Here is a 20,739-nt window from a genome sequence, read left to right on the forward strand (position 1 = left end):
GGATCAGGCCAGCGCGTTCAGGTGCTTGGCCGCAACGGCGTCGACGAGTTGCAGTGCGTCGTCGCGCAGGCGCACCGAACCGGCCGCTGCGTTCTCGACCGCCTGCTTGCTGACGCGCGCGCCGCACAGCGCCACAGAGACGCTGCCGCGTGCCAGCGTCCACGCGATCATCAATTGGCCGAACGAGCATTCGAGCTGCTTGCGCAGCGGCTCCAGCTCGTCGAAGAAGGCCTTGAGCTTCGCGCGGTTCTGCGCGCTGAAGCGCGGGTTGCTCGCGCGCTGGTCGTCGCCGGTGAACTTGCGCCCGGGGTCGATCGGGCCGGCCAGCAGGCCCAGCGCCAGCGACGAATAGCCCAGCACCGCCACGTCGTGCTCGCTGCACAGTGGCACGAGCGCCTGCTCGATTTCGCGGTCGATCAGGCTGTAGCGCTCCTGCGCCGCATCGACCGGGCCATGGCGCAGGTATTCGGCGAGCGTTTCGGGGCTCACGTTGCTCACGCCGATGGCGCGGATCTTTCCCTGCTTCTTGAGCTCCAGCAGCGCGTCCATCGTTTCCTCGACCGGCGTGGTGCTGTCCTGCCAGTGCGTGATGTAGAGGTCGATGTAGTCGGTCTGCAGGCGCTTGAGGCTCTCTTCGCACTCATGGACGATCGATTCGCGCCCGAGGTAGCGATGCACCGGGTGGCCATCCTCTTCGAAGAAGTGCGTTCCCTGTTGCGTGTGCCATACCAGTCCGCACTTGGTGGCGACGACGGCCTCGTGGCGGCGTCCCTTCAGCGCGGTGCCGACGATGCTCTCGGAGCGCCCGAGCCCGTACGCCGGCGCGGTGTCGATCAGGTTCACGCCCGCGTCGAGCGAGGCCTGGATGGCCAGCACGGCGGCCGCGTTGTCCCCGCCGCCCCACATCCAGCCGCCCATCGCCCAGGTGCCCAGGCCGATGGCCGAGCATTCGATGCCCGACGGGCCGAGGGTGGTCTGCTTCATCGATGCGTTGTTGCTGCTGTTCATCGCTTGGTCTTTCTCGTGTTCAGGATGTGGTCGATGGTCACGGCCGCGAGCAGGATCAGGCCCTTGATCACGTCCTGCCAGTAGGGCGACACGTCGAGCAGGATCAGCGAGCTGGTCACCACCGACAGCAGCGCAAGCCCGAGCACCGCGCCCAGCACGGTGCCCGAGCCGCCCTTGAGGCTGGCGCCGCCGATCACCGCCGCGGCGATCACGTTGAGCTCCATGCCCATGCCGAAGGTCGGCGTGGCGGCGCCGAAGCGCGCGGTGTAGATCACGCCCGCCAGGCCCGCCGAGGCCGCGCACAGCACCGTGACCCAGAACTTCACGCGGCCCACGCGGATGCCGGAGTAGAGCGCGGCCTTCTCGTTGCTGCCGGTGTAGAACACGCGGCGCAGCAGGGTGGAGCGGCGCAGCAGGAAGTCGCTCACCACCACGATCGCCAGGAAGATCAGGATCACGGCCGGAATGCCGAACAGCGTGCCCTGGCCGATGAACTTGAACTCCGCCGGCAGCGAGAACAGCGACTGCGGCGTGCCCTGCGTGAGCGCGAGGCACAGGCCGCGCACGATGACCATGAAGGCCAGCGAGGCGATGAAGTGGTTCAGGCCGATGCGCGTGACGCAGCCGCCGATCATCGCGCCGATCATGGCGCTCGCCGCAATGGCGATGAGCCCTGCGGTCCACGGGTCGAAGCCCATGAGGAAGAGCTTGCCCGTGACCACCATGGCGAAGCACACCACCGAGCCCACCGACAGGTCGATGCCACCGACGATCAGCAGGATCGTCATGCCGACGACCACGATGCCTTCGATGGAGAACGACAGCAGCATGGCGCGCACGTTGTCCCAGGTCAGGAAGTAGGGCGACGCGAAGCTCATGCCCGCGCACAGCACGGCGATGATGAGCAGCAAGCCCATCTCGCGCATGCTGCCGAGCTTGCTGGCGGGTTTTGCGGGGGGTCTTCCTTGCTGTCTTGCTGGAAGGCCTGCGTCGAGTTGGGCCGGGTAGTTCATGTCGGATGCTCCACTGCGCGTTGTCTTGCTTGTCGGTTGTGTTCTTGATGTTTGTGTTCTTGGCGCTCTTGTTCGGGGCGCGTGCACAGGCCACCGGGTGCTCCCCTCCGCGAATGTCCCCCGCCTTCGGCTCCTCCTTTATTTCGCTGCGGGGAGCACCCGGTGCCCTGTGCACAGTGGGCGCTGTCGTTGTGTCCTGCGATCAACCGCGGCGTCCATTGATCACGCTGGCGGGGTGCCTTGCGCAGCGAAATAAAGGAGGAGGCCGCAGGCCGGGGGACATTCGCGGAGCAAGGTACCCCGTCGGCGTGAGCGCGCCCCGAACCGACCAAAGCGCCGCACGAACCCTGCAGGTCTTTCATGCCGCTTCCTGTTCGCAGAGTCCGGAGGCGAGCCGCAACAGGGCTTCCTCCGTCATCTCGTTAGATGCCAGTTCGCCCGCGAGCCGGCCATCGCGGATCACCAGCGCGCGGTCGCACAGTCCGATGATCTCGGGCAGCTCCGACGAGATCACGATCACGCCCACGCCCTGGCCGGCCAGCTCGCGCAGGATGTGGTGGATCTCCGACTTGGCGCCCACGTCCACGCCGCGCGTGGGCTCGTCCATCAGCAGCACCGATGGGTTGGTGGCCAGCAGCTTGGCGATGGCCACCTTCTGCTGGTTGCCGCCCGACAGGCTCGCCACCTCGATGGCCACGCCGTCGGACTTGAGCTTGAGCTTCGCACCGAGGTCGACCGCCAGCCTGTGCTCGGCCGCGCGCTGCAGCAGCCCGAAGCGCGAGCTGACGCGCGCGAGCGCCATCGAGGCGATGTTCTGCGCAATGGGCAGGTCGAGGTACACGCCGGCCGCCTTGCGGTCTTCGCTGAGGTAGGCGATGCCCTCGCGCAGCGCGTCCCCGTACTTGCGGATCGCCAGTGCCCTGCCGCGCAGGCGCACGGTGCCGCTGCGCGCGGGGCGCAGGCCGCACACGGTCTCTGCGAGCTCGCTGCGACCGGCGCCCATCAAGCCCGCGATGCCGAGGATCTCTCCGCGCTTCAGCGTGAACGACACGCCGTGCACGCGCTCGCCGTCGGCGATGCCGGTCACTTCGAGCACGTGTTCCTCCGATGCAGGCGCTTGCTGCTTCGGCGGGTAGTAGTTGCCCAGGTCGCGCCCGACCATGCGGCGCACCAGCCCGTCGGCGTCCAGTTCGGCCAGCGGCCCGCAATGCACGTTGCGCCCGTCGCGCAGCACGGTGACGCGGTCGCAGTGCGCAAAGATCTCGGCCATGCGATGGCTGATGTAGATGATGCCGATGCCCTGCGCCTTCAGGTCGTGCAGCACCCTGAAGAGCGCGGCCGATTCGTTGTCGGTGAGCGCGGCGGTGGGCTCGTCGAGGATCAGCACCTTGCAGTCCAGCGTGAGCGCCTTGGCGATCTCGATCAGCTGCTGCGTGGAAATGCTCAGGTCCTTCACCAGCGCAGCCGGGTCGACGTCCTGCCCCAGCCGCTGCAGCACCTTGGCGGCGCGTTCGTCGAGGCTCGCGTAGTCCATCCATGCGTGCCTGCCGGCGTTGATCTCCGGCATGAAGATGTTCTCGGCCACGGTGGCGTCGGCGCACAGGGCGATCTCCTGGTGCACCAGGCCGATGCCCAGGCGCATGGCGTGCGCGGGGCCGTCGATGACCACCTTCCGGCCGTCGAGCGAGATCTCGCCCTCGTCCGGCTGGTGGATGCCGTCGATGATGTTCATCAGCGTGGACTTGCCCGCGCCGTTCTCGCCGCACAGGGCGTGGATCTCGCCGCGCTGAAGCGAGAAATCCACGCCGGAGAGCGCGCGCGAAGCGCCGAAGCGCTTGCCGATGCCGCGCAGTTCGAGCAGGTGGCTCACTCGCCGATTCCCTTGGTGCCGCGGCGTGCGAGGTACTTGTCCCAGTAGAAGTCGTCGGCATTGGCCTTGCTGACCACCGCCAGGCCGTTGTCCAGGAAGGGCACGGCCATCGGGTTGGTGCCGTTGCGTTTGGCATCGTTCATTGGGTCGATGAGCGTGGGGTTCCTGGCCAGGAACAGCATCATCATGCCCATGTAGCCCTGCATGCCCTGGTTCGGGTTGATGGCGCCGAACACGTCGCCCGACTTGATCATGTCGAGGATCTTGGCGTTGACGTCGCAGCACATCACCTTGATGTTCTTCTTGGTCTCCACCTTGGCCTGCGCCGCGCCGAGGGCCGAGTTGGCCTCGGGCATGAACAGCGCGCCCAGGTTCGGGTTCGCCTGCGCGAGGCTCAGCACCGCCTGGTAGGCCTTGTTCGGGTCCTGGTTGCTGGCGGCGCGGCCGACCAGCTTCATGCCCGGGTGCTTGGCCTTCATGCGGTTCACGAAGGCGGCGATGCGGCGGTCGTGGTTGTCCTGGCCCGGGTTCTCCAGCACGGCGTATTCGCCCTTGCCGTTGAGCGAGGCGGCGATGGCGTCGGCGGCCTGCGTGCCTTCGCGGTCGTTGTCGGAGGTGACGAACGATGTGCGCTTGGAGTTCGGCGAGTCGGCCGCGAAGGTGACGACCGGGATGCCCATCGCCGCGGCGCGATTGATCGGCTCGATGAACGGGTCGGGGTTCATCGGGTGCAGCAGGATGCCCGCGGGCTTGCGCGCCAGCTCCTGCTCGAAGGAGGCGAGCTGCTTGTTCACGTCGTACTCCGGCGTGCCGGTGTAGCGCGTGCGCACGCCCAGCGTGCGGCCGAGCTGCTTCATCATTTCGTAGACCGGAAACCAGTACTCCACGCCCGACACCATCACGTTCATCACGTAGACGTCGCTCGGGTTGCCGCGCAGTCCGCCGCCTGCTGCAGGGGCAGCCGCCTGCTGCTGCGCCAATGCGCTGGCGCCAGCCAGGCCGATGCCGGCTGCCGCGGCGGACTTCAGGAAATTACGCCTCATTTTTGTCTCCTCACGTTGGGGGGCACAGCTTGCGATGCTGCTTTTCAGGACAGCATCTTGATCTTCGGTGTCGCGTCACTTGTTATGACAGGTAGAATGTACGCTCTGGACGTTTGACGGGATAACTAGGGGAAACGCTACTGGCGAGGTGCTTTTATTCCGCCGAAGCTGTTATGACATGAAGCCAAACATACTGATCGGCATCGACATGGGATCGAGCAGCCTGAAGGCCCTGGCCCTCGAAGCCGGGAGCGGCCGCTCCATCGCCCTGTCACGCATGCCGCTGCCGCACGACCGGCTGCCTGGAGGGGGATGCGAAGTGGGCGCGACTGCGATCCGCACGGCCCTGACCCACGTGCTGCGCGACGTCGCCCACCAACTCGGTGAGCGCGTGACCGAGGTTCGCGCCATCGGCTGCACGGGCCATGGCGCGGGGCTCTATGCGCTCGATGCGCGCAACGAACTCGTGGGGGGAAGGGCGGTTGCCTCGACCGACCAGCGCGCCGACGCACGGGCGCGCTCGCTGGCGCTCGGCCATGGTGAGGCGCTGTTCGCGGACGTCGGCTGCAGGCCGTGGCCGGGGCAGCCCACCGTGATCGCCGCCGCGCTGCTCGGCACCGATGCCGTGCAGCGCGGCGCGGTGCACCGGCTGCTGTTCGCGAAGGACTACCTCGGCTTCCTGCTGACCGGCGAGATCGCCACCGACGCGAGCGATGCGAGCACCGCGGGGCTGGTGTCGATCGCCACGGGCAGGTGGTCGCAGGCGGCCTTCGATGCCTCGGGCATCGCGGAGCTCGGGCCGCAGGTCTTCGGACCGCTGGTGCCGAGCGGCGAAGTGATCGGCAGGCTGCGGCCTTCCGAGGCCGCGCTGTGCGGCCTGCCTGCCGGCATTCCGGTGGCGATGGGAGCCATCGACCTGCTCGCGTCGATGACCGCGATCTGTGCGGAAGGGCGCGGACGCGCGGTGTCGGTCTTCGGCACGTGGTGCGTGAACGCGGTGATCGGCCCGGTGATCGAGCCCAGGCCCGACGTGGCGGCCGTCGTGAACTTCGGGCGCGACGACCAGCGGCTCTACATGGAGAACAGCCCTTCGTCGATGGCCAACATCGCGTGGCTGGCCGGCGTGCTGGGACTGCCCGATTCGCGCGCCGTCGTCGACCTGGCGATGTCGGTGCCGCTGGGCGCGGGCGGCCTGCGCTTCCTGCCGTTCGTCAATGGCGGTGGCGGCGTGACGGCGGGCTTCGTCGGCCTCAAGAGTCATCACACACGGGGCGACATGGCACGCGCGGTGGTCGATGCGGTCGTGGCACTGCATGCGCGGCACGCGGCACGCCTCGCGGCATGCGGCCTGCCTGCGTCCGCATCGACCGTGCTCGGCGGCGGCGCGAGCGATGCGCGCCTCGTGCGCCTGCTCGCATCCTTCCTCGGCCATCCGGTCGAACGCTGCGCCGACGACGAAACCGGCGCGCGCGGCGCCGCGATCTACGCCGCCATGTCGCAGGGCATCGGCCACGCCGGGCAGGGCAGCGCCTTGCTCGCGCCCTGCGACACGGTCGAGCCCGATGCCACCGAGGCCTGCGCCCATGCCGACTTCAACGCCGGTTTCAACGAACTGATCGACACCATGTCCCCTGTGTTTTTCCATCTGTCGGGAGGCTCGAAATGAGCGCCTGGCAGCTGCCCTTCGTGCGCCCGGCCTCGCTGGCCGATCGTCATTTCTCTACCGTGATCGTCGGCGCCGGCATCAACGGCGTGGGCGTGTTCCGCGACCTGTGCCTGCAGCGCGTGGATTGCCTCATCGTCGACAAGGGCGACTTCAGCGCGGGCGCCAGCAGCGCGCCCTCGCGCATGATCCACGGCGGCCTGCGCTACCTGGAGAACGGCAGCTTCTCGCTGGTGGCCGAGGCCACGCGCGAGCGCAACCTGCTGCTGCGCAACGCACCGCACCTGGTGCAGCCGCTGAAGACGGTGGTGCCGCTGTCCAGCTTCTTCGGCGGGCTGATGAGCAGCGCGCTCAAGTTCTTCGGCCGCACGCCGCCGCAGCGAACGCGCGGCCTGCTTGCGGTGGCTGCGGGCCTTCGCCTGTACGACCTGCTGGGCCGCCGCCAGCGCGTGATGCCCAACCACCGCATCAGCCGCGTGCCGCCGAATGACCGCAGCCTGTTCCGCGCGGCGGTGCGCTGGACGGCCACCTTCTTCGATGCGTGGATCAGCCACCCCGAGTGGCTCATCCTCGAACTCATCGGCGATGCCTGCCGCGACCAGCCGCGCTCGGCCGCCGCCAACTACTGCCGCGTGATGGGCTGCGCGGGCAACATCATCACGCTGCGCGACGAGATCACCGGTACGCTGGTGCGCGTGACGGCCGACACCGTGGTGAATGCCAGCGGCGCGTGGCTCGATCGCAGCACGGCCGTGCTCGGCGGCGCGGGCTCGCGCGTGATGGGCACCAAGGGCTCGCACCTCGTGCTCGACCATCCCGCGCTGCGCGACGCGCTGGAAGGCCGCATGGCCTACTTCGAGGCGGTCGACGGGCGCGTGTGCATCGTCTATCCCTTCCTCGACCGCGTGCTCGTGGGCTCCACCGACATCCCGGTGGACGACCCCGACCAGATCGGCACCGAGCCGGCCGAGGTTGACTACCTGCTCGACGTGCTGGCCGAGGTGTTCCCCAACCTGCGCTTTGGCCGCGGCGACGTGGTCTATACCTACGTCGGCGTGCGGCCGCTCGCGCGCTCCGACGCCGACAAGCCGGGGCAGATCTCGCGCGACCACTCGGTGGTGCTCGACCCGCCCAACGCCACGCGCGACATTCCCATCGTCGGCCTCGTGGGCGGCAAGTGGACCACCTTCCGCGCGCTCGCGGAAGAAGCGGCCGACGAGGTGCTGAAGCAGCTGGGCCGCCCGCGCACCGCATCGACCGAGCTGCTGCCCATCGGCGGCGGCGCCGAGCTGCCGGCCGATGCGCAGGCGGTGGAGCGTTTTGTCGATCGACTGGTCGGCGCCTCGGGCATGAGCCGCACGCGCGCGCAGGTGCTTCTGAAGCGCTACGGATCGAAGGCGCTGCCGCTGGCGCAGCGCCTCGCCGCATCGGGCGACATGCCGCTGCGCCATGCGCCCGGCTACTCCGTGGCCGAGCTTTCGTACCTTTGCCTCGAAACCGGCGTGGTGCATCTCGACGATCTCGTGATCCGCCGCACGCTGCTGGCCATCCGCGGGTTCGTCACCGATGCCGCGCTGGCCGAGATGGCGGGCATCGCGGCCGAGGCGCTGGGCTGGGATGCGGCGCAGCAGCACGCAGAGCTGCATGCCTGCGCCACCGCCCTGCGCGAGCGCCACGGCGTGCGGCTTTCGCCGGTGGCAGCGGATGCGCCTGCATCTTTCGATGCATCATTGATGACTCCTCAGGCCCTGAGCCAACCCTCGACGTGAACTCTCCGACCGAAATCTCGACCGTGCTCGACCGCGACTCCGAGTCGCCCCTGTGGGCCCAGTTCCGCGACGCGCTTCGCATGCAGATCCTGCAGGGCGTGCTGCCCATCGGCGCCAAGCTGCCGTCCGAGGCCGAGCTCGGCGAGCAGTTCGGCATCTCGCGCATCGTGGTGCGCGAGGCGCTGGCAGACCTCGTGCGCAACAACCTCATCTACAAGATCAAGGGCCGCGGTGCCTTCGTGTCGGCCCGCGAGCGCGACGAGGATTTCGTTTCCACCGTGCTCGGCTTCTCCGACGAAATGGAGCGCAAGGGCCGCTCGGTGCGCACGCAGATCCTCACGCAGGAACTGCGCGCGCCCACCGAGCAGGAAGCCGCTTCGCTGGGGCTCACCGACGACACCCAGGTGGTCGCGCTCAAGCGCCTGCGCAGCGTCGACGGCGAACTGCGCCTGCTGGTGGAGACCGTGGTGCCCGCCGACCTCGCGCCGGGTTTGCACCGCACGCGTCTGGACGATCGCTCGCTGTACGACGTGCTGCGCCGCCAGTACGGGCTGCGCCTCGTGCGCGCCGAGCGCTGGATCGATGCGGTGCTGCCCGATGCCGAGACCTGCCGGCTGCTCAACCTGCCGCAGCCCGAGCCGCTGCTGCGCATCGAGTCGATCGCCTACGGTGCCAATGGCAGGCCGCTGGAGCACTACCGCGCGCTGCACCGCTGCAAGAGCAGCCGGCTGCACGTACAGACGACGACCTGAAAAAAGAAAAAGGCGCGCTCAGGCCTTCGCTGCGTTGCGCGAGGGCCACAGCACGGAGGCGATGGCGACCATCATCAGCGCCACCGCCACCCAGTCCTGCCAGTGCACGGCCTCGCCCAGCCACACCGCGCCGCTGAAGACGCCGAGCACCGGGATGAACATCACGCTGAGCGTCGAGGCGATGGGCGGCAGGCCGCGCGCCAGGTAGAACCAGGCGGCGTGCGCGAAGCCGAAGATCAGCACGGCGTTGTAGCCGATCGAAGCCCAGCTCACGCGGCCCGGCCAGTACATCTGGCCGCGCTCGAACAGCAGCGAGAGCACCGTCATCACCACCGCGGTCAGCGCCGTCATCCAGAACGACAGCGTGAGCGTCGGCAGCCCGATGCGCGTGTGCCGCAGCAACTGCGTGCCCAGCGCCCATGTGGCGGCCGCCACCAGTGCCAGCGCCACGTAGCCGGGCCGCCCCGCGAAGTCGGTGAGTTCATGCCACAGCAGCAGCCCCACGCCGATCGCGCAGGCGCCCACGCCCAGCCACGCGCGCCGCGTGAGCACCGCGGAGAACAGCAGCGCGCCGATGACGGCCGAGAACACCGGCATCGTGTAGCCCAGGATCGCCGCGCGCCCGCCCGAGAGCGCCTTCACCGCGAGGATGATGCAGGCGTGCCAGACGAACATGTTGGTCGCGCCCAGCCACAGCAGCTCGGGCCACGCGCTGCGCGGCACGCGGAACGGCACCTTCATCCATACCAGCGCGAGGGCCAGCACCGGCACGCCGAGCCAGATCGAGATCGCGCGAAAGGCGAGAGGTGGATAGTCGGCGACGCCCAGTTTCATCACGGGCCAGTTGAACCCCCATGCAAGGGTCAGGAGAACGAGCAGTACCAGCTGGCGCGGGGTGAAGGAAGGCATGGGCCGCGCCGGCTACAGCAGCCGCTTCAGATACCGCCCCGTGTGGCTCGCCTCGTTCGCCGCGATGTCTTCAGGCGTGCCTTCGCCCACCACCGTGCCGCCGCCCGCGCCGCCCTCGGGGCCCATGTCGATCAGCCAGTCGGCCGTCTTGATGACGTCCAGGTTGTGCTCGATCACGACGATGGTGTTGCCCGCGTCGCGCAGCTGGTGCAGCACCTTCAGCAGCAGCTCGATGTCGGCGAAGTGCAGGCCGGTGGTCGGCTCGTCGAGGATGTAGAGCGTGCGGCCGGTGTCGCGCTTGCTGAGCTCCAGCGCGAGCTTCACGCGCTGCGCCTCGCCGCCCGACAGCGTGGTGGCCGACTGGCCCAGCTTGATGTAGCTCAGGCCCACGTCGAGCAGCGTGCGCAGCTTGCGCTCGATGGTGGGCACGGCCTTCAGGAATTCGTGCGCCACCTCCACCGTCATCTCGAGGATCTGCGCGATGTTCCTGCCCTTGTAGAGCACCTCGAGCGTCTCGCGGTTGTAGCGCTGGCCGTGGCACACCTCGCAGGGCACGTACACGTCGGGCAGGAAGTGCATCTCGACCTTCACCACGCCATCGCCCTGGCAGGCCTCGCAGCGCCCGCCCGCCACGTTGAAGCTGAAGCGGCCGGGGCCGTAGCCGCGCTCGCGCGCGGTGTTGGTCTCGGCCATCAGTTCGCGGATCGGCGTGAACAGGCCCGTGTAGGTGGCCGGGTTGCTGCGCGGCGTGCGGCCGATGGGGCTCTGGTCGACGTTGATGACCTTGTCGAAATACTCAATGCCCTCCACCGATTCGTGCGCGGCCGGCTCTTCGTGCGCGCGGTACAGCGTGCGTGCAACGGCGGTGTAGAGCGTGTCGTTCACCAGTGTCGACTTGCCGGAGCCCGACACGCCGGTCACGCAGGTCAGCAGGCCGACCGGGAAGGCCACGCTCACGTTCTTCAGGTTGTTGCCTGTGGCGCCGACCACGCGAATTTCCTGCAGGTCGGTCTGCGTCGCGAGGTGGGCCGCCTCGCGCGCGGCACGGCGTTCGGCCGCGGGGCTCTGCGGAAAGCGCGAGGGCTTCCTGCCTTCGTTGAAGGCCGGCTTCTTCACGACCGGCAGCCACGCGGTGCGGTGCCTGGGCACTTCGATCTTCTTGGTGCCCGAGAGGTACTGGCCCGTGAGCGAATCGGGGTTGGACGACACCTCGGCGTACGTGCCCTGCGCCATCACGCGCCCGCCATGCACGCCGGCGCCGGGGCCCATGTCGATCACGTGGTCGGCGGCGTGGATCATGTCCTCGTCATGCTCCACCACGATCACGCTGTTGCCGATGTTGCGCAGATGCTTCAGCGTGCCGATCAGGCGGTCGTTGTCGCGCTGGTGCAGGCCGATGCTGGGCTCGTCGAGCACGTACATCACGCCCGTGAGGCCCGAGCCGATCTGCGAGGCCAGGCGGATGCGCTGCGCCTCGCCGCCCGAGAGCGTTTCGGCGCTGCGGTCCAGGCTCAGGTAGTTGAGGCCCACGTCGTTCAGGAACTTCAGCCGCAGGCCGATCTCGCGCACCACCTTGTCGGCGATGTCGGCCTTGGCGCCGCGCAGCTTGAGCGTCTGGAACCACGCGAGCGAGTCGCGCAGCGTGAGATGGCTCAGTTCGAAGATCGCCATGCGCGGCGGCTCGCTGCCATCGGCCGGGCGGGCCGATTCGTCCACCAGGAACACGTTGCGCGCTTCGGGCCGCAGCCGCGAGCCGCCGCAGTCGGGACACGGCTGCAGGTTGCGAAAGCGCGCGAGGTCTTCGCGCACCATCACCGAATCGGTCTCGCGGTAGCGCCGCGCCATGTTCGGGATGATCCCCTCGAAGGGATGCTTCTTCGTGAGCTTCTTGCCCGCGAAGTTGCCCGACTCCATGGTGTAGTTGAACTTGATCTCTTCGGCCGCCGAGCCGTGCAGCAGCACCTGCTGCACCGAGGCGGGCAGCGATTCGAAGGGCGCATCGACGTCGAACTTGTAGTGCTTCGCGACGCTCTCGATCATGCTGAAGTAGTAGCCGTTGCGGCGGTCCCAGCCCTTGATGGCGCCGCTCGCGAGCGAGAGCGAGGGAAAGGCCACCACGCGCGCCGGGTCGAACACCTCGCGATGGCCCAGGCCGTCGCAGCTCGGGCAGGCGCCCACGGGCGAGTTGAACGAGAACAGGCGCGGCTCCAGCTCCGACAGCGAGTAGTGGCAGATCGGGCAGGCGAACTTGGCGTTGAACAGGTGTTCCTTGTCGGGCGCACCCTCGGCGCCGAGTTCGAGCGCTATCGCGCGGCCCTCGGCCAGGCGCAGCGCGGCCTCGAAGCTCTCGGCCAGGCGCTGCTGCATGTCGGGGCGCGCGCGCAGGCGGTCGATCACCACGTCGATGTCGTGCTTCTCGGTCTTCTTGAGCTTGGGCAGGTCGTTGTATTCGTAGGTCTGCCCGTCGACGCGAAAGCGCACGTAGCCGGCCGCCTGCATCTCGGCGAAGAGTTCGAGGAACTCACCCTTCTTCTCGCGCGCCACGGGTGCCAGGATCATGAGGCGCGGTTCGTCGGGAATCGCGAGCGTCGCATCGACCATCTGCGAGACCGTCTGCGCCTGCAGCGGCAGGTGGTGGTCAGGGCAGTAGGGCGTGCCGGCGCGGGCGTACAGCAGGCGCAGGTAGTCGTGGATCTCCGTCACCGTGCCCACGGTGGAACGCGGGTTGTGGCTGGTGGCCTTCTGCTCGATGCTGATCGCGGGCGAGAGGCCCTCGATCACGTCGACGTCGGGCTTGTCCATCAGCTGCAGGAACTGCCGTGCATAGGCCGACAGGCTCTCGACGTAGCGCCGCTGCCCTTCGGCATACAGCGTGTCGAAGGCCAGGCTCGACTTGCCCGAGCCCGACAGGCCGGTGATGACCACCAGCTTGTTGCGCGGAATGTCGAGATCGACGTTCTTCAGGTTGTGCGTGCGCGCACCGCGGATGCTGATGCGCTGCTGCGCCAGCACGGCGCCGAGGTAGGTGTTTCGCTCGAGTTCCGCGTCGCGTGCGCTTTCCTCGTCGGCGGCGGCGTATTCAGTGGCTTTTGAATTCAAAGGGGGCGATCGTCCGAGGGCAACCGGACATGATAGACCGCCGCGCATTTCATGGCGAGGTGCCGGGTTGCGGCGGAGACGGATGCACCGGCTCCGAGCTCCGACAGCCTTGGGGCACAATCGAGGGTTCCTCTCAACCTCCTCCTTCATCTACTTATCAGGGGCAGTGCATATGGCATCGGTCAATAAAGTCATCGTCGTCGGCAACCTGGGGCGCGACCCCGAAATGCGGACCTTCCCGAGCGGCGATCAGGTCGCGAACGTCACCGTGGCCACCACCGATCGCTGGAAAGACAAGCAAAGCGGCGAAATGCGCGAAGCCACCGAATGGCACCGCATCGTCTTCAACGGCCGCCTGGCCGAAATCGCCGGCCAGTACCTGCGCAAGGGCTCGCAGGTGTACGTCGAAGGCAGCCTGCGCACGCGCAAGTGGACCGACAAGGACGGCATCGAAAAGTACACCACCGAAATCCGCGCCGACCAGATGCAGATGCTCGGCAGCCGCCAGGGCCAGGGCGGCCCGTCGGGTGGCCCCGGTGATGACGACGGCGGCTACTCGCAAGGTGGTGGCGGCGGTGGTTATTCGCAGGGCGGTGGCGGTGGCGGCGGGTACGCCGCGCGTGCGCCCGCGGCGGCACCGCGCGCTCCGGCGCCGGCTCCACGCCAGGCGCCGGCCAAGTCGTCGTCGGGCTTCGACGACATGGATGACGACATTCCGTTCTGAACGGGCCTTTTTACTTTTTGAACAAGAGCCAGGCGTCGCGAGACGCCAGGCTCTTTGCAATTGGGGAGATGACTGGGTAGAGCTAATACTTTGATTTTCAAAATTAGGCAAAAATCATTTGTAACGCCCTTACATCCCCCGTATATTGTTCCAAAATGCAACCGTTGCGTTCTCTGCCGTGCCACACTGTTGTCCACGGAGCTACCCGGCTCGTACAAGCGACAGGATCAAACCCATGTCTTTGTCCGTCTGGGCCAGGATTCGCCTGCCGCTGGTAATTTTCATCCTCGGCGCGGCGCTATCGATCGCCCTCAGCATTTCGGCGCGCCAGGAGATCGGGCGCAGCGCCCAGGCGCGCTTCGACGCAACCGCGTTCGATCTGGCACGCAAGGTCGAGGCTCGCTTCGACGACTACATTGCCGTCCTCATCGGCCTGCGTGCGCGATTCAACACCTCCGAGGCCGTGACGCGAAGCGATTTCAGGGACTACGTCGCGGGGCTGAACCTTGCGACCGCGTACCCCGGTTTCCAGGCCGTCACCTATGCGCCCCGCGTTGCGGCGGGCGACAAGCAGTTCTTCGAGGCACGGGTCCGTGGCGATGCCAGTCTCGACGCCAGCGTTGCCTCCCGCTTCGCCATCAAGCCGCCCGGCGAGCGTGACACCTACTACCCGCTGATCTACATCGAACCGCAGGCCGGCAACGAGAAGCTGCTCGGCAACGACCTGGGCGCGATGCCCGACAGGGGGGACGCGCTCGAGCAGGGGCGTGACACCGGCGGGCTCGTCTCCTCCGGGCGCAAGGTGCGCATCCCGGGTCGCGAGTCCGACATCGGATTGGCGATGCGGCTGCCGGTCTATCGCACGGGGCAGCCGCTCGATACGCTCGAGCAGCGGCGCAGCGCCTATATGGGTTCGGTCGGCGCGGGCTTCAGCATCGCAGGCATGCTGCGCGACATGGTGGGCGACGATGCCGCGAGGACGCTCCGGCTGCGCCTGATCGATGCCGGCCCGGGCCAGGGGGCGGTCGGCACGCGCGTCGAGACCAGGTTCGTGAAGCCGACCCCCTTCGGCGAGCGGCAACTGCTGTTCGACAGCGCGGCCTTGGCGAAGTCGGCCGTCGCACCGGCGCGCAGCCTCGAGCGTGTGCTCGGCTTCGAGTTGGGCGGCCACTCCTGGCTGGTCGAGGTCGGCCAGGACGAGCGCCAGGTCTTCGGTCCGCTCGACAAGGCCATCCCCTGGTTCATCGTCCTCGGCGGCCTGGCCACCAGCATGCTGATTGCCGGCATCGTCTTTTCGCTGACCACTTCACGCAGCCGGGCCCAGGTCCTGGCGACCGAGATGACCAGCCACCTGCGCACCAGCGAACGACAGTTGGAGGATGCCCAGCACCTGGCGAGCCTGGGCAGCTGGATCCTCGATCCCGAAACCGGAGCCCTGCAATGCTCCGAGGAAGCCCGGCGCATCCTCGGTTTCGAGACCGACCTCTTGCTGCCAGACCTGCCGGCGCTGCTCTCGCGAGTTCCGGACTCGGAACGCTCCGAGGTCGAACAACAGATCGCGCAGGCCTCCCGGTCCATGGAACGCAGCGAATTCGAGCACCGCCTGTGCCTGCCCGATGGCACCGAACGCTGGCTGCACGTCATTGCGCAGTCGGCCGAGGAAGACGGAAAGACGCTGGTGCGCGGCACCGTGCGCGATGCCACGCGGCGCCGCAAGGATGCGTTGCGCCAGAAGCTCGAGTACGAGATCGCCCGGCTGCTTGCCGGCGATGGCGCGGCAGAGACGGTGATCACGCAGGCGCTGGAGGCGGTATGCACCGAGTTGCGCTGGGACTGCGGCATGTTGTGGCGCGTCGGCGACGACGGCCTGGTTCGCTGCGCCGCCGCCTGGCATGCCGACAGCGGCCCGGCCGTGCGGCAATTCGTCAGCGACAGCCGCTCGCTCGAATACCGGCCTGGCGAAGGCTCGCTGGGCCGCGCCTGGGGGACCGGTGGCGTCGTGCAAATCGACACCCGGGCAGCCCCGGGCGACTTTGTGCGCGATGCGATGGCGGGGCAGGCCGGACTGGCTGGCGGCCTCGTTGTGCCGATGGTCACCACCGGTGTGACCACCGCGCTGGAGCTTTTTGCCCGCAATCCGTACGTGGACGACGCCGAGACGCTGGAGTCGCTGCGTGTGATCGCCCTGCAGATTGCCCAGTACGAGCAACGCAAGCTGGCCGAGCGAAATCTTCGTTTCATGGCCAGCCACGACGAACTCACCGGGTTGTTCAACCGCGCCGCGCTGCAACACGAGCTTGATCGCGCCATCAAGCGCAGCAACCGCCATCAGAAGCAGTTCGCGGTGATGTTCGTCGACCTGGATCGCTTCAAGCACATCAACGACACGCTCGGCCATGGCGTGGGCGACGAGATGATCAAGACCTGCGGCGAGCGCCTCACGGCGCTGCTGCGCGAGGACGACGTGGTGGCGCGTTTCGGCGGCGACGAGTTCGTGCTGCTCCTGGAGAACCTGTCCAGCGCGAACGATGCCGCGGTACTCGCCGAAAAGGTGCTGGCCTGCTGCGCCGAGCCTTTCGTCATCGAGGGGCGCGAACTGCACGTCAGCGCCAGCGTCGGCGTGAGCATCTACCCGGACAACGGCGGCGACGTCGAAGCGTTGCTGAAGAACGCCGACACCGCGATGTACCGGGCCAAGGAAAGAGGCCGCAACACCTTCCGGTTCTACGCGGCGAAGATGAATGCACAGAGTACCGAGCGGCTGATCCTGGAGAGCGCACTGCGCCATGCCGTGGAACGAGGCGAACTGGAGATGCACTATCAGCCGAAGATGAATCTGCAGACCCGGCGCATCGTCGGTGTCGAGGCGCTGATGCGCTGGCACCATCCGGTTCTGGGCATGATCCCGCCCGTGCAGTTCATTCCGATCGCCGAAGAGATCGGCTTGATCGTGTCCATGGGCCGGTGGGCGCTGGAGAGGGCCTGCGCCGATGCGCGCGCGTGGCGGAATTACGGTCTGCCGGACGTGTTGATGAGCGTCAACCTGTCGCCGCGCCAGTTCGAAAGCCAGACGCTCGTCGCCGACATACGGGGCATCCTGGAAGCCTCGGGCCTGGAGCCGGCGCTGCTCGAGCTGGAAATTACCGAAGGTGCGGTGATGGAGAACCCCGAATATGCGGCCAATTTGCTCCGGACGATTCGAGACATGGGCGTCGGCCTCGCCATCGACGATTTCGGAACGGGCTATTCCTCGCTCTCCTATTTGAAGCTTTTCCCGCTGTCGACCGTCAAGATCGACCGTTCCTTCATCAACGATCTCTCGCAGGACGCCGATGCACGGGCGCTCATCGACGGCATCATCACCCTGGCCCACGGGCTGCGAATGAAGGTGGTGGCCGAGGGCGTGGAAACCGAAGCACAACTCGACTACCTGCGCATCCGCGGATGCGACGAGGTCCAGGGCTATTGGCTGTGCAAGCCCGTGCCCGCCGACGAGGCACGCAATTTCATGGCGCGTCACCTGCGCAACCAGTTTGCTCCGTCGGTAGCGGCCTGACGGCCGGACCTTCGGGCAATCGTCACCGGGCACGTTGCTCGGACCTACTCGCAACTTCACAGGAGCATTCATGATCGATTCCACCCAAGGCAAGACGCTCGAGCAGACGATCGCCGCCATCCAGGCCCTCGACCTCACGCTGATCAAGTTCAAGGCCAGCCGCAAAGAGGACGGCTACGGCTGGTCGGCCGGCTACGCGGACCAGATGGAGGTGGCCTACAAACGCTACCTGATACTGCACGCCAAGCACCCCGACCTGACGCTTGCTCCTGAGCAGGACGTCGACCGCTTCTGGCACATGCACATCCTCGACACGAGAAAGTACGCAGCCGATTGCGAAGCCACCTTCGGCCATTTCCTGCACCACTTCCCGTACCTTGGCCTGCGCGGCGAGGATGACGCCAAGGCGCTGCAGGAGGCCTTCCTGGAAATGCAGCGCTTGTCTGCCGAGGAGTTCGGCGAGCCGATGCCCCATCGCGAGCCGGGCAAGGATTCAGCCGCATGGTGCTCGCTCGAAGCGGGCAAGCCTTCAGCCGCATGGTGCTCGCTCGAGGCGGGCAAGCCTTCGGCCGCATGGTGCTCGCTCGAGGCAGGCAAGCCTTCGGCCGCGTGGTGCTCGCTCGAGGCGGGCAAGCCTTCAGCCGCGTGGTGCTCGCTCGAAGCGGGCAAGCCTTCAGCCGCGTGGTGTTCGCTCGAGGCGGGTAAACCTTCAGCCGCGTGGTGTTCGCTCGAGGCGGGCAAGCCTTCGGCCGCATGGTGTTCGCTCGAGGCGGGCGCCGCGGCAGGAGCTTCGGTGAAGGCCGGTGTGTATGAGTCGGCAGCTTCGCGTGCGGGTTCGAATCTGCGCGAATAAATGAAGGAATAGCGGCGCCACCGCGAAGGCGGTGCTGGCGCCGCATCCCGGCTCGCTGACATTCCTGGCTTCGCCGGAGGCCTCGCGTGACAACGAATGTCATCCGGAATGCGCGCATCGCCGATGCAGCGGCGCCCATGTATCCATCGGTGTTACCGGCAACGCCAGTTCGCCCGGAGCCAGCGAGTGGCATGCATGTTGCTGAATCATTTTTTTACAATGTATTCGGCAATGACGCATTCGTTGGATGACGGGAGCCGTGTCTCCCTGGACCGCCGTGTTTTCTTTCTCGGCGCGGCAAGCGCCCTCGCGCTGGGAACGACGGCCTGCGGAGGTGGGGGTGGAGGCGGTGGCGCGGGGTGGCTCGCCGGTGCTTCGGGCGCCGTGCCGCAACAGGCGGCGGCCGCTTCGGGCGATGCGGTGGTTGCCGACACCGACGCGGTCGTCCCAGGGGCGACCGACCCGGTGCCCTCGCCGCAGGCGCGCAAGTTCGTCCACCCCGGCCTGCTGCACACCGAGGCCGACTTCGAACGCATGCGCCAGAAGGTCGGGGCCCAGGCGCAACCCTGGCTCGGCGGCTGGAACGCGCTGACTTCCAACGGCCGCTCGCAGCTGGGCGCCACGCCCCGCCCGCTGGCAACGGTGATCCGCGGCGGAGACGGCCAGAACTTCGCGCAGATGTACATCGACATCGCGCGCGCCTATCAGCTGGCGCTGCGCTGGAAGGTCTCGCAGGACAAGCGCTACGCCGACCTGGCGGTGGTCTTCCTGAATGAATGGTCGTCCACGCTGACCACGCTCACCGGCAACGCCGACCGCTTCCTGGCGGCAGGCATCTACGGCTACCAGTTCGCCAACGCGGCCGAGATCATGCGCACCTACGAGGGCTGGGCCGCGAGCGACTTCGCGCGCTTCCAGAACATGATGCTCACCGTGTTCTATCCGCTCAACCACAGCTTCCTGATCAACCATAACGGCTCCGAGATCACCAACTACTGGGCCAACTGGGATCAGTGCACGCTGGCTTCGATGCTGGCCATCGGCGTGCTGTGCGACCGGCAGGACATCTACGACGAGGCCATGGGCTACTACAAGACGGGCCAGGGCAACGGTGCGGGCCTGCAGGCGGTCTACCAGGTGCATCCGGGCTACCTCGGCCAATGGCAGGAAAGCGGCCGCGACCAGGGCCATTGCACGCTGGGCATCGGCCTGGCGGGCGCGTTCCACGAAATGGCGTGGAACCAGGGCGACGACACGTACGGCTACGAGAACAACCGCTTCCTCGCGGGCGCCGAGTACGTCGCCAAGTCCAACCTGACCGACGGCGCCGGCAATTTCTACACAGTGCCTTTCCTCACCAACATCAACAGGCAGGGCACGCAGTCGGTGCTGTCGACGGCGGGCCAGGGGCACCGGCGCGGCATCTGGGAAAGCGTCTACAACCACTATGCGAACCGCCTCGGCGTCGCCGCGCCCTACACCGCGCTGCAGGCCCTGCAGATGCGGCCCGAGTCGGACGGCGGCAACGGCGACCAGCTGGGTTTCGGCACGCTGACCTTCACGCGCGATCCGCTCGCGGCGCAGGGCAAGCCGAGCGGGCTCACGGCGCGGGTGCGTGCCACGCAGGTGGTGCTGTCGTGGTGGGGCTGCCCCGACGCGCAGAGCTACACCGTCAAGCGCGCGAGCACCTCGGGAGGGCCCTACACCGCCATCGCCTCGGGCATCACCGACACGCTGACTTTCACCGACAGCGGCGTCGCGGCCGGCGGTGTCTGGTACTACGTGGTCGTCGCCGTGGGCGCTTCGGGCGAGAGTGCCGCCTCCAACGAGGAAAGGGCAGCACTCGAGGCCGAACTGCTGCTGCAGCTCAAGTTCGACGAATCGACCGGCACCCAGGCCGCCGACGCCACCGGGCGGTTCGCCGCCAGCGAGCTGCAGGGCGGCGCGGCCTGGACCGCCGGACGCCGGGGCAACGCCGTCGGCCTCACGGGCACGGGCGGCCATGTCGCGCTGCCGGCGGGCGTGGCGAAGGGCCTCGCCGACTTCAGCATCAGCGCCTGGCTGTACATCGACAGCCTGGCGACCTGGTCGCGGGTCTTCGACTTCGGCTCGGGCACGCGCCGCTACATGATGCTGACGACCCGCAGCAACAGCGGCACGCCGCGTTTCGCGATCTCCACGGTCCATGGCTACAACGAGCAGGTGATCGACGGTTCGGCGGCGCTCCCCACCGGGCGGTGGGTGCACGTCGCGGTGACCGTGTCCGGCGCGCTCGGGACCCTCTACGTGGACGGCGTGGAGGCCGGCTCCAACACGCAGATGGGCTTTGCGCCCATCGACCTGGGCGCCACCACGCAGAACTGGCTGGGCCGCTCGCAATATTCCAGCGACCCGTACCTGAAGGGCCGCATCGACGATTTCCGGATCTACGGCGGCGCGCTGGGCAGCGCGGAGGTGGCGGCGCTGGCTGCCGCGTAGCG

The 20,739-nt window shown here is 67.6% G+C and carries 13 protein-coding genes; 7 read left to right on the forward strand and 6 right to left on the reverse strand.

Annotation, left to right across the window (positions count from 1 at the left end):
- Positions 1–3: 3 nt before the first annotated feature.
- From ACCC97_RS05290 to ACCC97_RS05305, 4 genes are all read right to left on the reverse strand, one after another.
- On the reverse strand, positions 4–1,008 hold the full coding sequence (locus tag ACCC97_RS05290; RefSeq protein ID WP_413331786.1) for an aldo/keto reductase: 1,005 nt from the start codon (positions 1,006–1,008) through the stop codon (positions 4–6).
- Positions 1,005–2,021: an ABC transporter permease gene (locus ACCC97_RS05295; protein ID WP_413312367.1), complete on the reverse strand. Its 1,017-nt coding sequence runs from the start codon at positions 2,019–2,021 to the stop codon at positions 1,005–1,007. The genes ACCC97_RS05290 and ACCC97_RS05295 overlap by 4 nt, the downstream gene beginning before the upstream one ends.
- Before the next feature lie 358 nt (positions 2,022–2,379).
- The gene (locus ACCC97_RS05300; RefSeq protein ID WP_413331787.1) at positions 2,380–3,891 is read right to left on the reverse strand and encodes a sugar ABC transporter ATP-binding protein; all 1,512 of its coding nucleotides are present in this window, start codon (positions 3,889–3,891) and stop codon (positions 2,380–2,382) included.
- Positions 3,888–4,934, reverse strand: a complete 1,047-nt coding sequence (locus ACCC97_RS05305) for a substrate-binding domain-containing protein (protein ID WP_007836735.1) — start codon at positions 4,932–4,934, stop codon at positions 3,888–3,890. Before ACCC97_RS05305 ends, ACCC97_RS05300 begins: the two co-directional genes overlap by 4 nt.
- A 178-nt stretch (positions 4,935–5,112) precedes the next feature.
- Here ACCC97_RS05305 and ACCC97_RS05310 point away from each other — a divergent pair, with 178 nt between their 5' ends.
- From ACCC97_RS05310 to ACCC97_RS05320, 3 genes are read left to right on the forward strand one after another with little or no spacing between them, the layout of a single operon-like run.
- The gene (locus tag ACCC97_RS05310; protein WP_413331788.1) at positions 5,113–6,600 is read left to right on the forward strand and encodes an FGGY family carbohydrate kinase; all 1,488 of its coding nucleotides are present in this window, start codon (positions 5,113–5,115) and stop codon (positions 6,598–6,600) included.
- Positions 6,597–8,366 carry a glycerol-3-phosphate dehydrogenase/oxidase gene (locus ACCC97_RS05315; protein ID WP_413331789.1) on the forward strand — a complete coding sequence of 590 codons (1,770 nt, stop codon included), beginning with the start codon at positions 6,597–6,599 and terminating at the stop codon, positions 8,364–8,366. The genes ACCC97_RS05310 and ACCC97_RS05315 overlap by 4 nt, the downstream gene beginning before the upstream one ends.
- Positions 8,363–9,118 (forward strand): GntR family transcriptional regulator, encoded by a 756-nt coding sequence (locus ACCC97_RS05320; RefSeq protein ID WP_007836740.1) that lies wholly within the window; start codon positions 8,363–8,365, stop codon positions 9,116–9,118. The genes ACCC97_RS05315 and ACCC97_RS05320 overlap by 4 nt, the downstream gene beginning before the upstream one ends.
- Positions 9,119–9,136: 18 nt before the next feature.
- On the opposite strand, the gene ACCC97_RS05325 is transcribed toward ACCC97_RS05320, so the two are convergent.
- Both ACCC97_RS05325 and uvrA read right to left on the reverse strand, forming a co-directional pair.
- A complete protein-coding gene (locus tag ACCC97_RS05325; protein ID WP_413331790.1) occupies positions 9,137–10,027 on the reverse strand; it encodes a DMT family transporter in 891 nt (296 codons plus the stop codon).
- A gap of 12 nt (positions 10,028–10,039) precedes the next feature.
- Positions 10,040–13,126, reverse strand: coding sequence for an excinuclease ABC subunit UvrA (gene uvrA / locus ACCC97_RS05330; RefSeq protein ID WP_007836742.1), 3,087 nt, complete (start codon positions 13,124–13,126; stop codon positions 10,040–10,042).
- 172 nt (positions 13,127–13,298) lie between these two features.
- Between uvrA and ssb the strand changes: the two genes are divergently transcribed.
- From ssb to ACCC97_RS05350, 4 genes are all read left to right on the forward strand, one after another.
- Positions 13,299–13,850: a single-stranded DNA-binding protein gene (ssb, locus tag ACCC97_RS05335; protein ID WP_413312380.1), complete on the forward strand. Its 552-nt coding sequence runs from the start codon at positions 13,299–13,301 to the stop codon at positions 13,848–13,850.
- A 235-nt stretch (positions 13,851–14,085) separates the two neighbouring features.
- Positions 14,086–17,406, forward strand: a complete 3,321-nt coding sequence (locus ACCC97_RS05340) for an EAL domain-containing protein (protein ID WP_413331791.1) — start codon at positions 14,086–14,088, stop codon at positions 17,404–17,406.
- 70 nt (positions 17,407–17,476) lie between these two features.
- Positions 17,477–18,259, forward strand: a complete 783-nt coding sequence (locus ACCC97_RS05345; RefSeq protein WP_413331792.1) for a glycine-rich domain-containing protein — start codon at positions 17,477–17,479, stop codon at positions 18,257–18,259.
- Between the two features lie 231 nt (positions 18,260–18,490).
- Positions 18,491–20,737: a LamG-like jellyroll fold domain-containing protein gene (locus ACCC97_RS05350; protein WP_413331793.1), complete on the forward strand. Its 2,247-nt coding sequence runs from the start codon at positions 18,491–18,493 to the stop codon at positions 20,735–20,737.
- Positions 20,738–20,739 lie beyond the last annotated feature (2 nt).

It is taken from the genome of Variovorax sp. Varisp85 (genome assembly GCF_047304045.1).
GTDB lineage: Bacteria > Pseudomonadota > Gammaproteobacteria > Burkholderiales > Burkholderiaceae_C > Variovorax.

Excerpts from the sequence above, each read along its gene's own strand:
- ACCC97_RS05290 (WP_413331786.1), bottom strand. The coding sequence starts at position 1,008 with ATGAACAGCAGCAACAACGCATCGATGAAGCAGACCACCCTCGGCCCG.
- ACCC97_RS05295 (WP_413312367.1), bottom strand. The coding sequence starts at position 2,021 with ATGAACTACCCGGCCCAACTCGACGCAGGCCTTCCAGCAAGACAGCAA.
- ACCC97_RS05305 (WP_007836735.1), bottom strand. The coding sequence starts at position 4,934 with ATGAGGCGTAATTTCCTGAAGTCCGCCGCGGCAGCCGGCATCGGCCTG.
- ACCC97_RS05310 (WP_413331788.1), top strand. The coding sequence starts at position 5,113 with ATGAAGCCAAACATACTGATCGGCATCGACATGGGATCGAGCAGCCTG.
- ACCC97_RS05315 (WP_413331789.1), top strand. The coding sequence starts at position 6,597 with ATGAGCGCCTGGCAGCTGCCCTTCGTGCGCCCGGCCTCGCTGGCCGAT.
- ACCC97_RS05325 (WP_413331790.1), bottom strand. The coding sequence starts at position 10,027 with ATGCCTTCCTTCACCCCGCGCCAGCTGGTACTGCTCGTTCTCCTGACC.
- ssb (WP_413312380.1), top strand. The coding sequence starts at position 13,299 with ATGGCATCGGTCAATAAAGTCATCGTCGTCGGCAACCTGGGGCGCGAC.
- ACCC97_RS05340 (WP_413331791.1), top strand. The coding sequence starts at position 14,086 with ATGTCTTTGTCCGTCTGGGCCAGGATTCGCCTGCCGCTGGTAATTTTC.
- ACCC97_RS05345 (WP_413331792.1), top strand. The coding sequence starts at position 17,477 with ATGATCGATTCCACCCAAGGCAAGACGCTCGAGCAGACGATCGCCGCC.
- ACCC97_RS05350 (WP_413331793.1), top strand. The coding sequence starts at position 18,491 with ATGACGCATTCGTTGGATGACGGGAGCCGTGTCTCCCTGGACCGCCGT.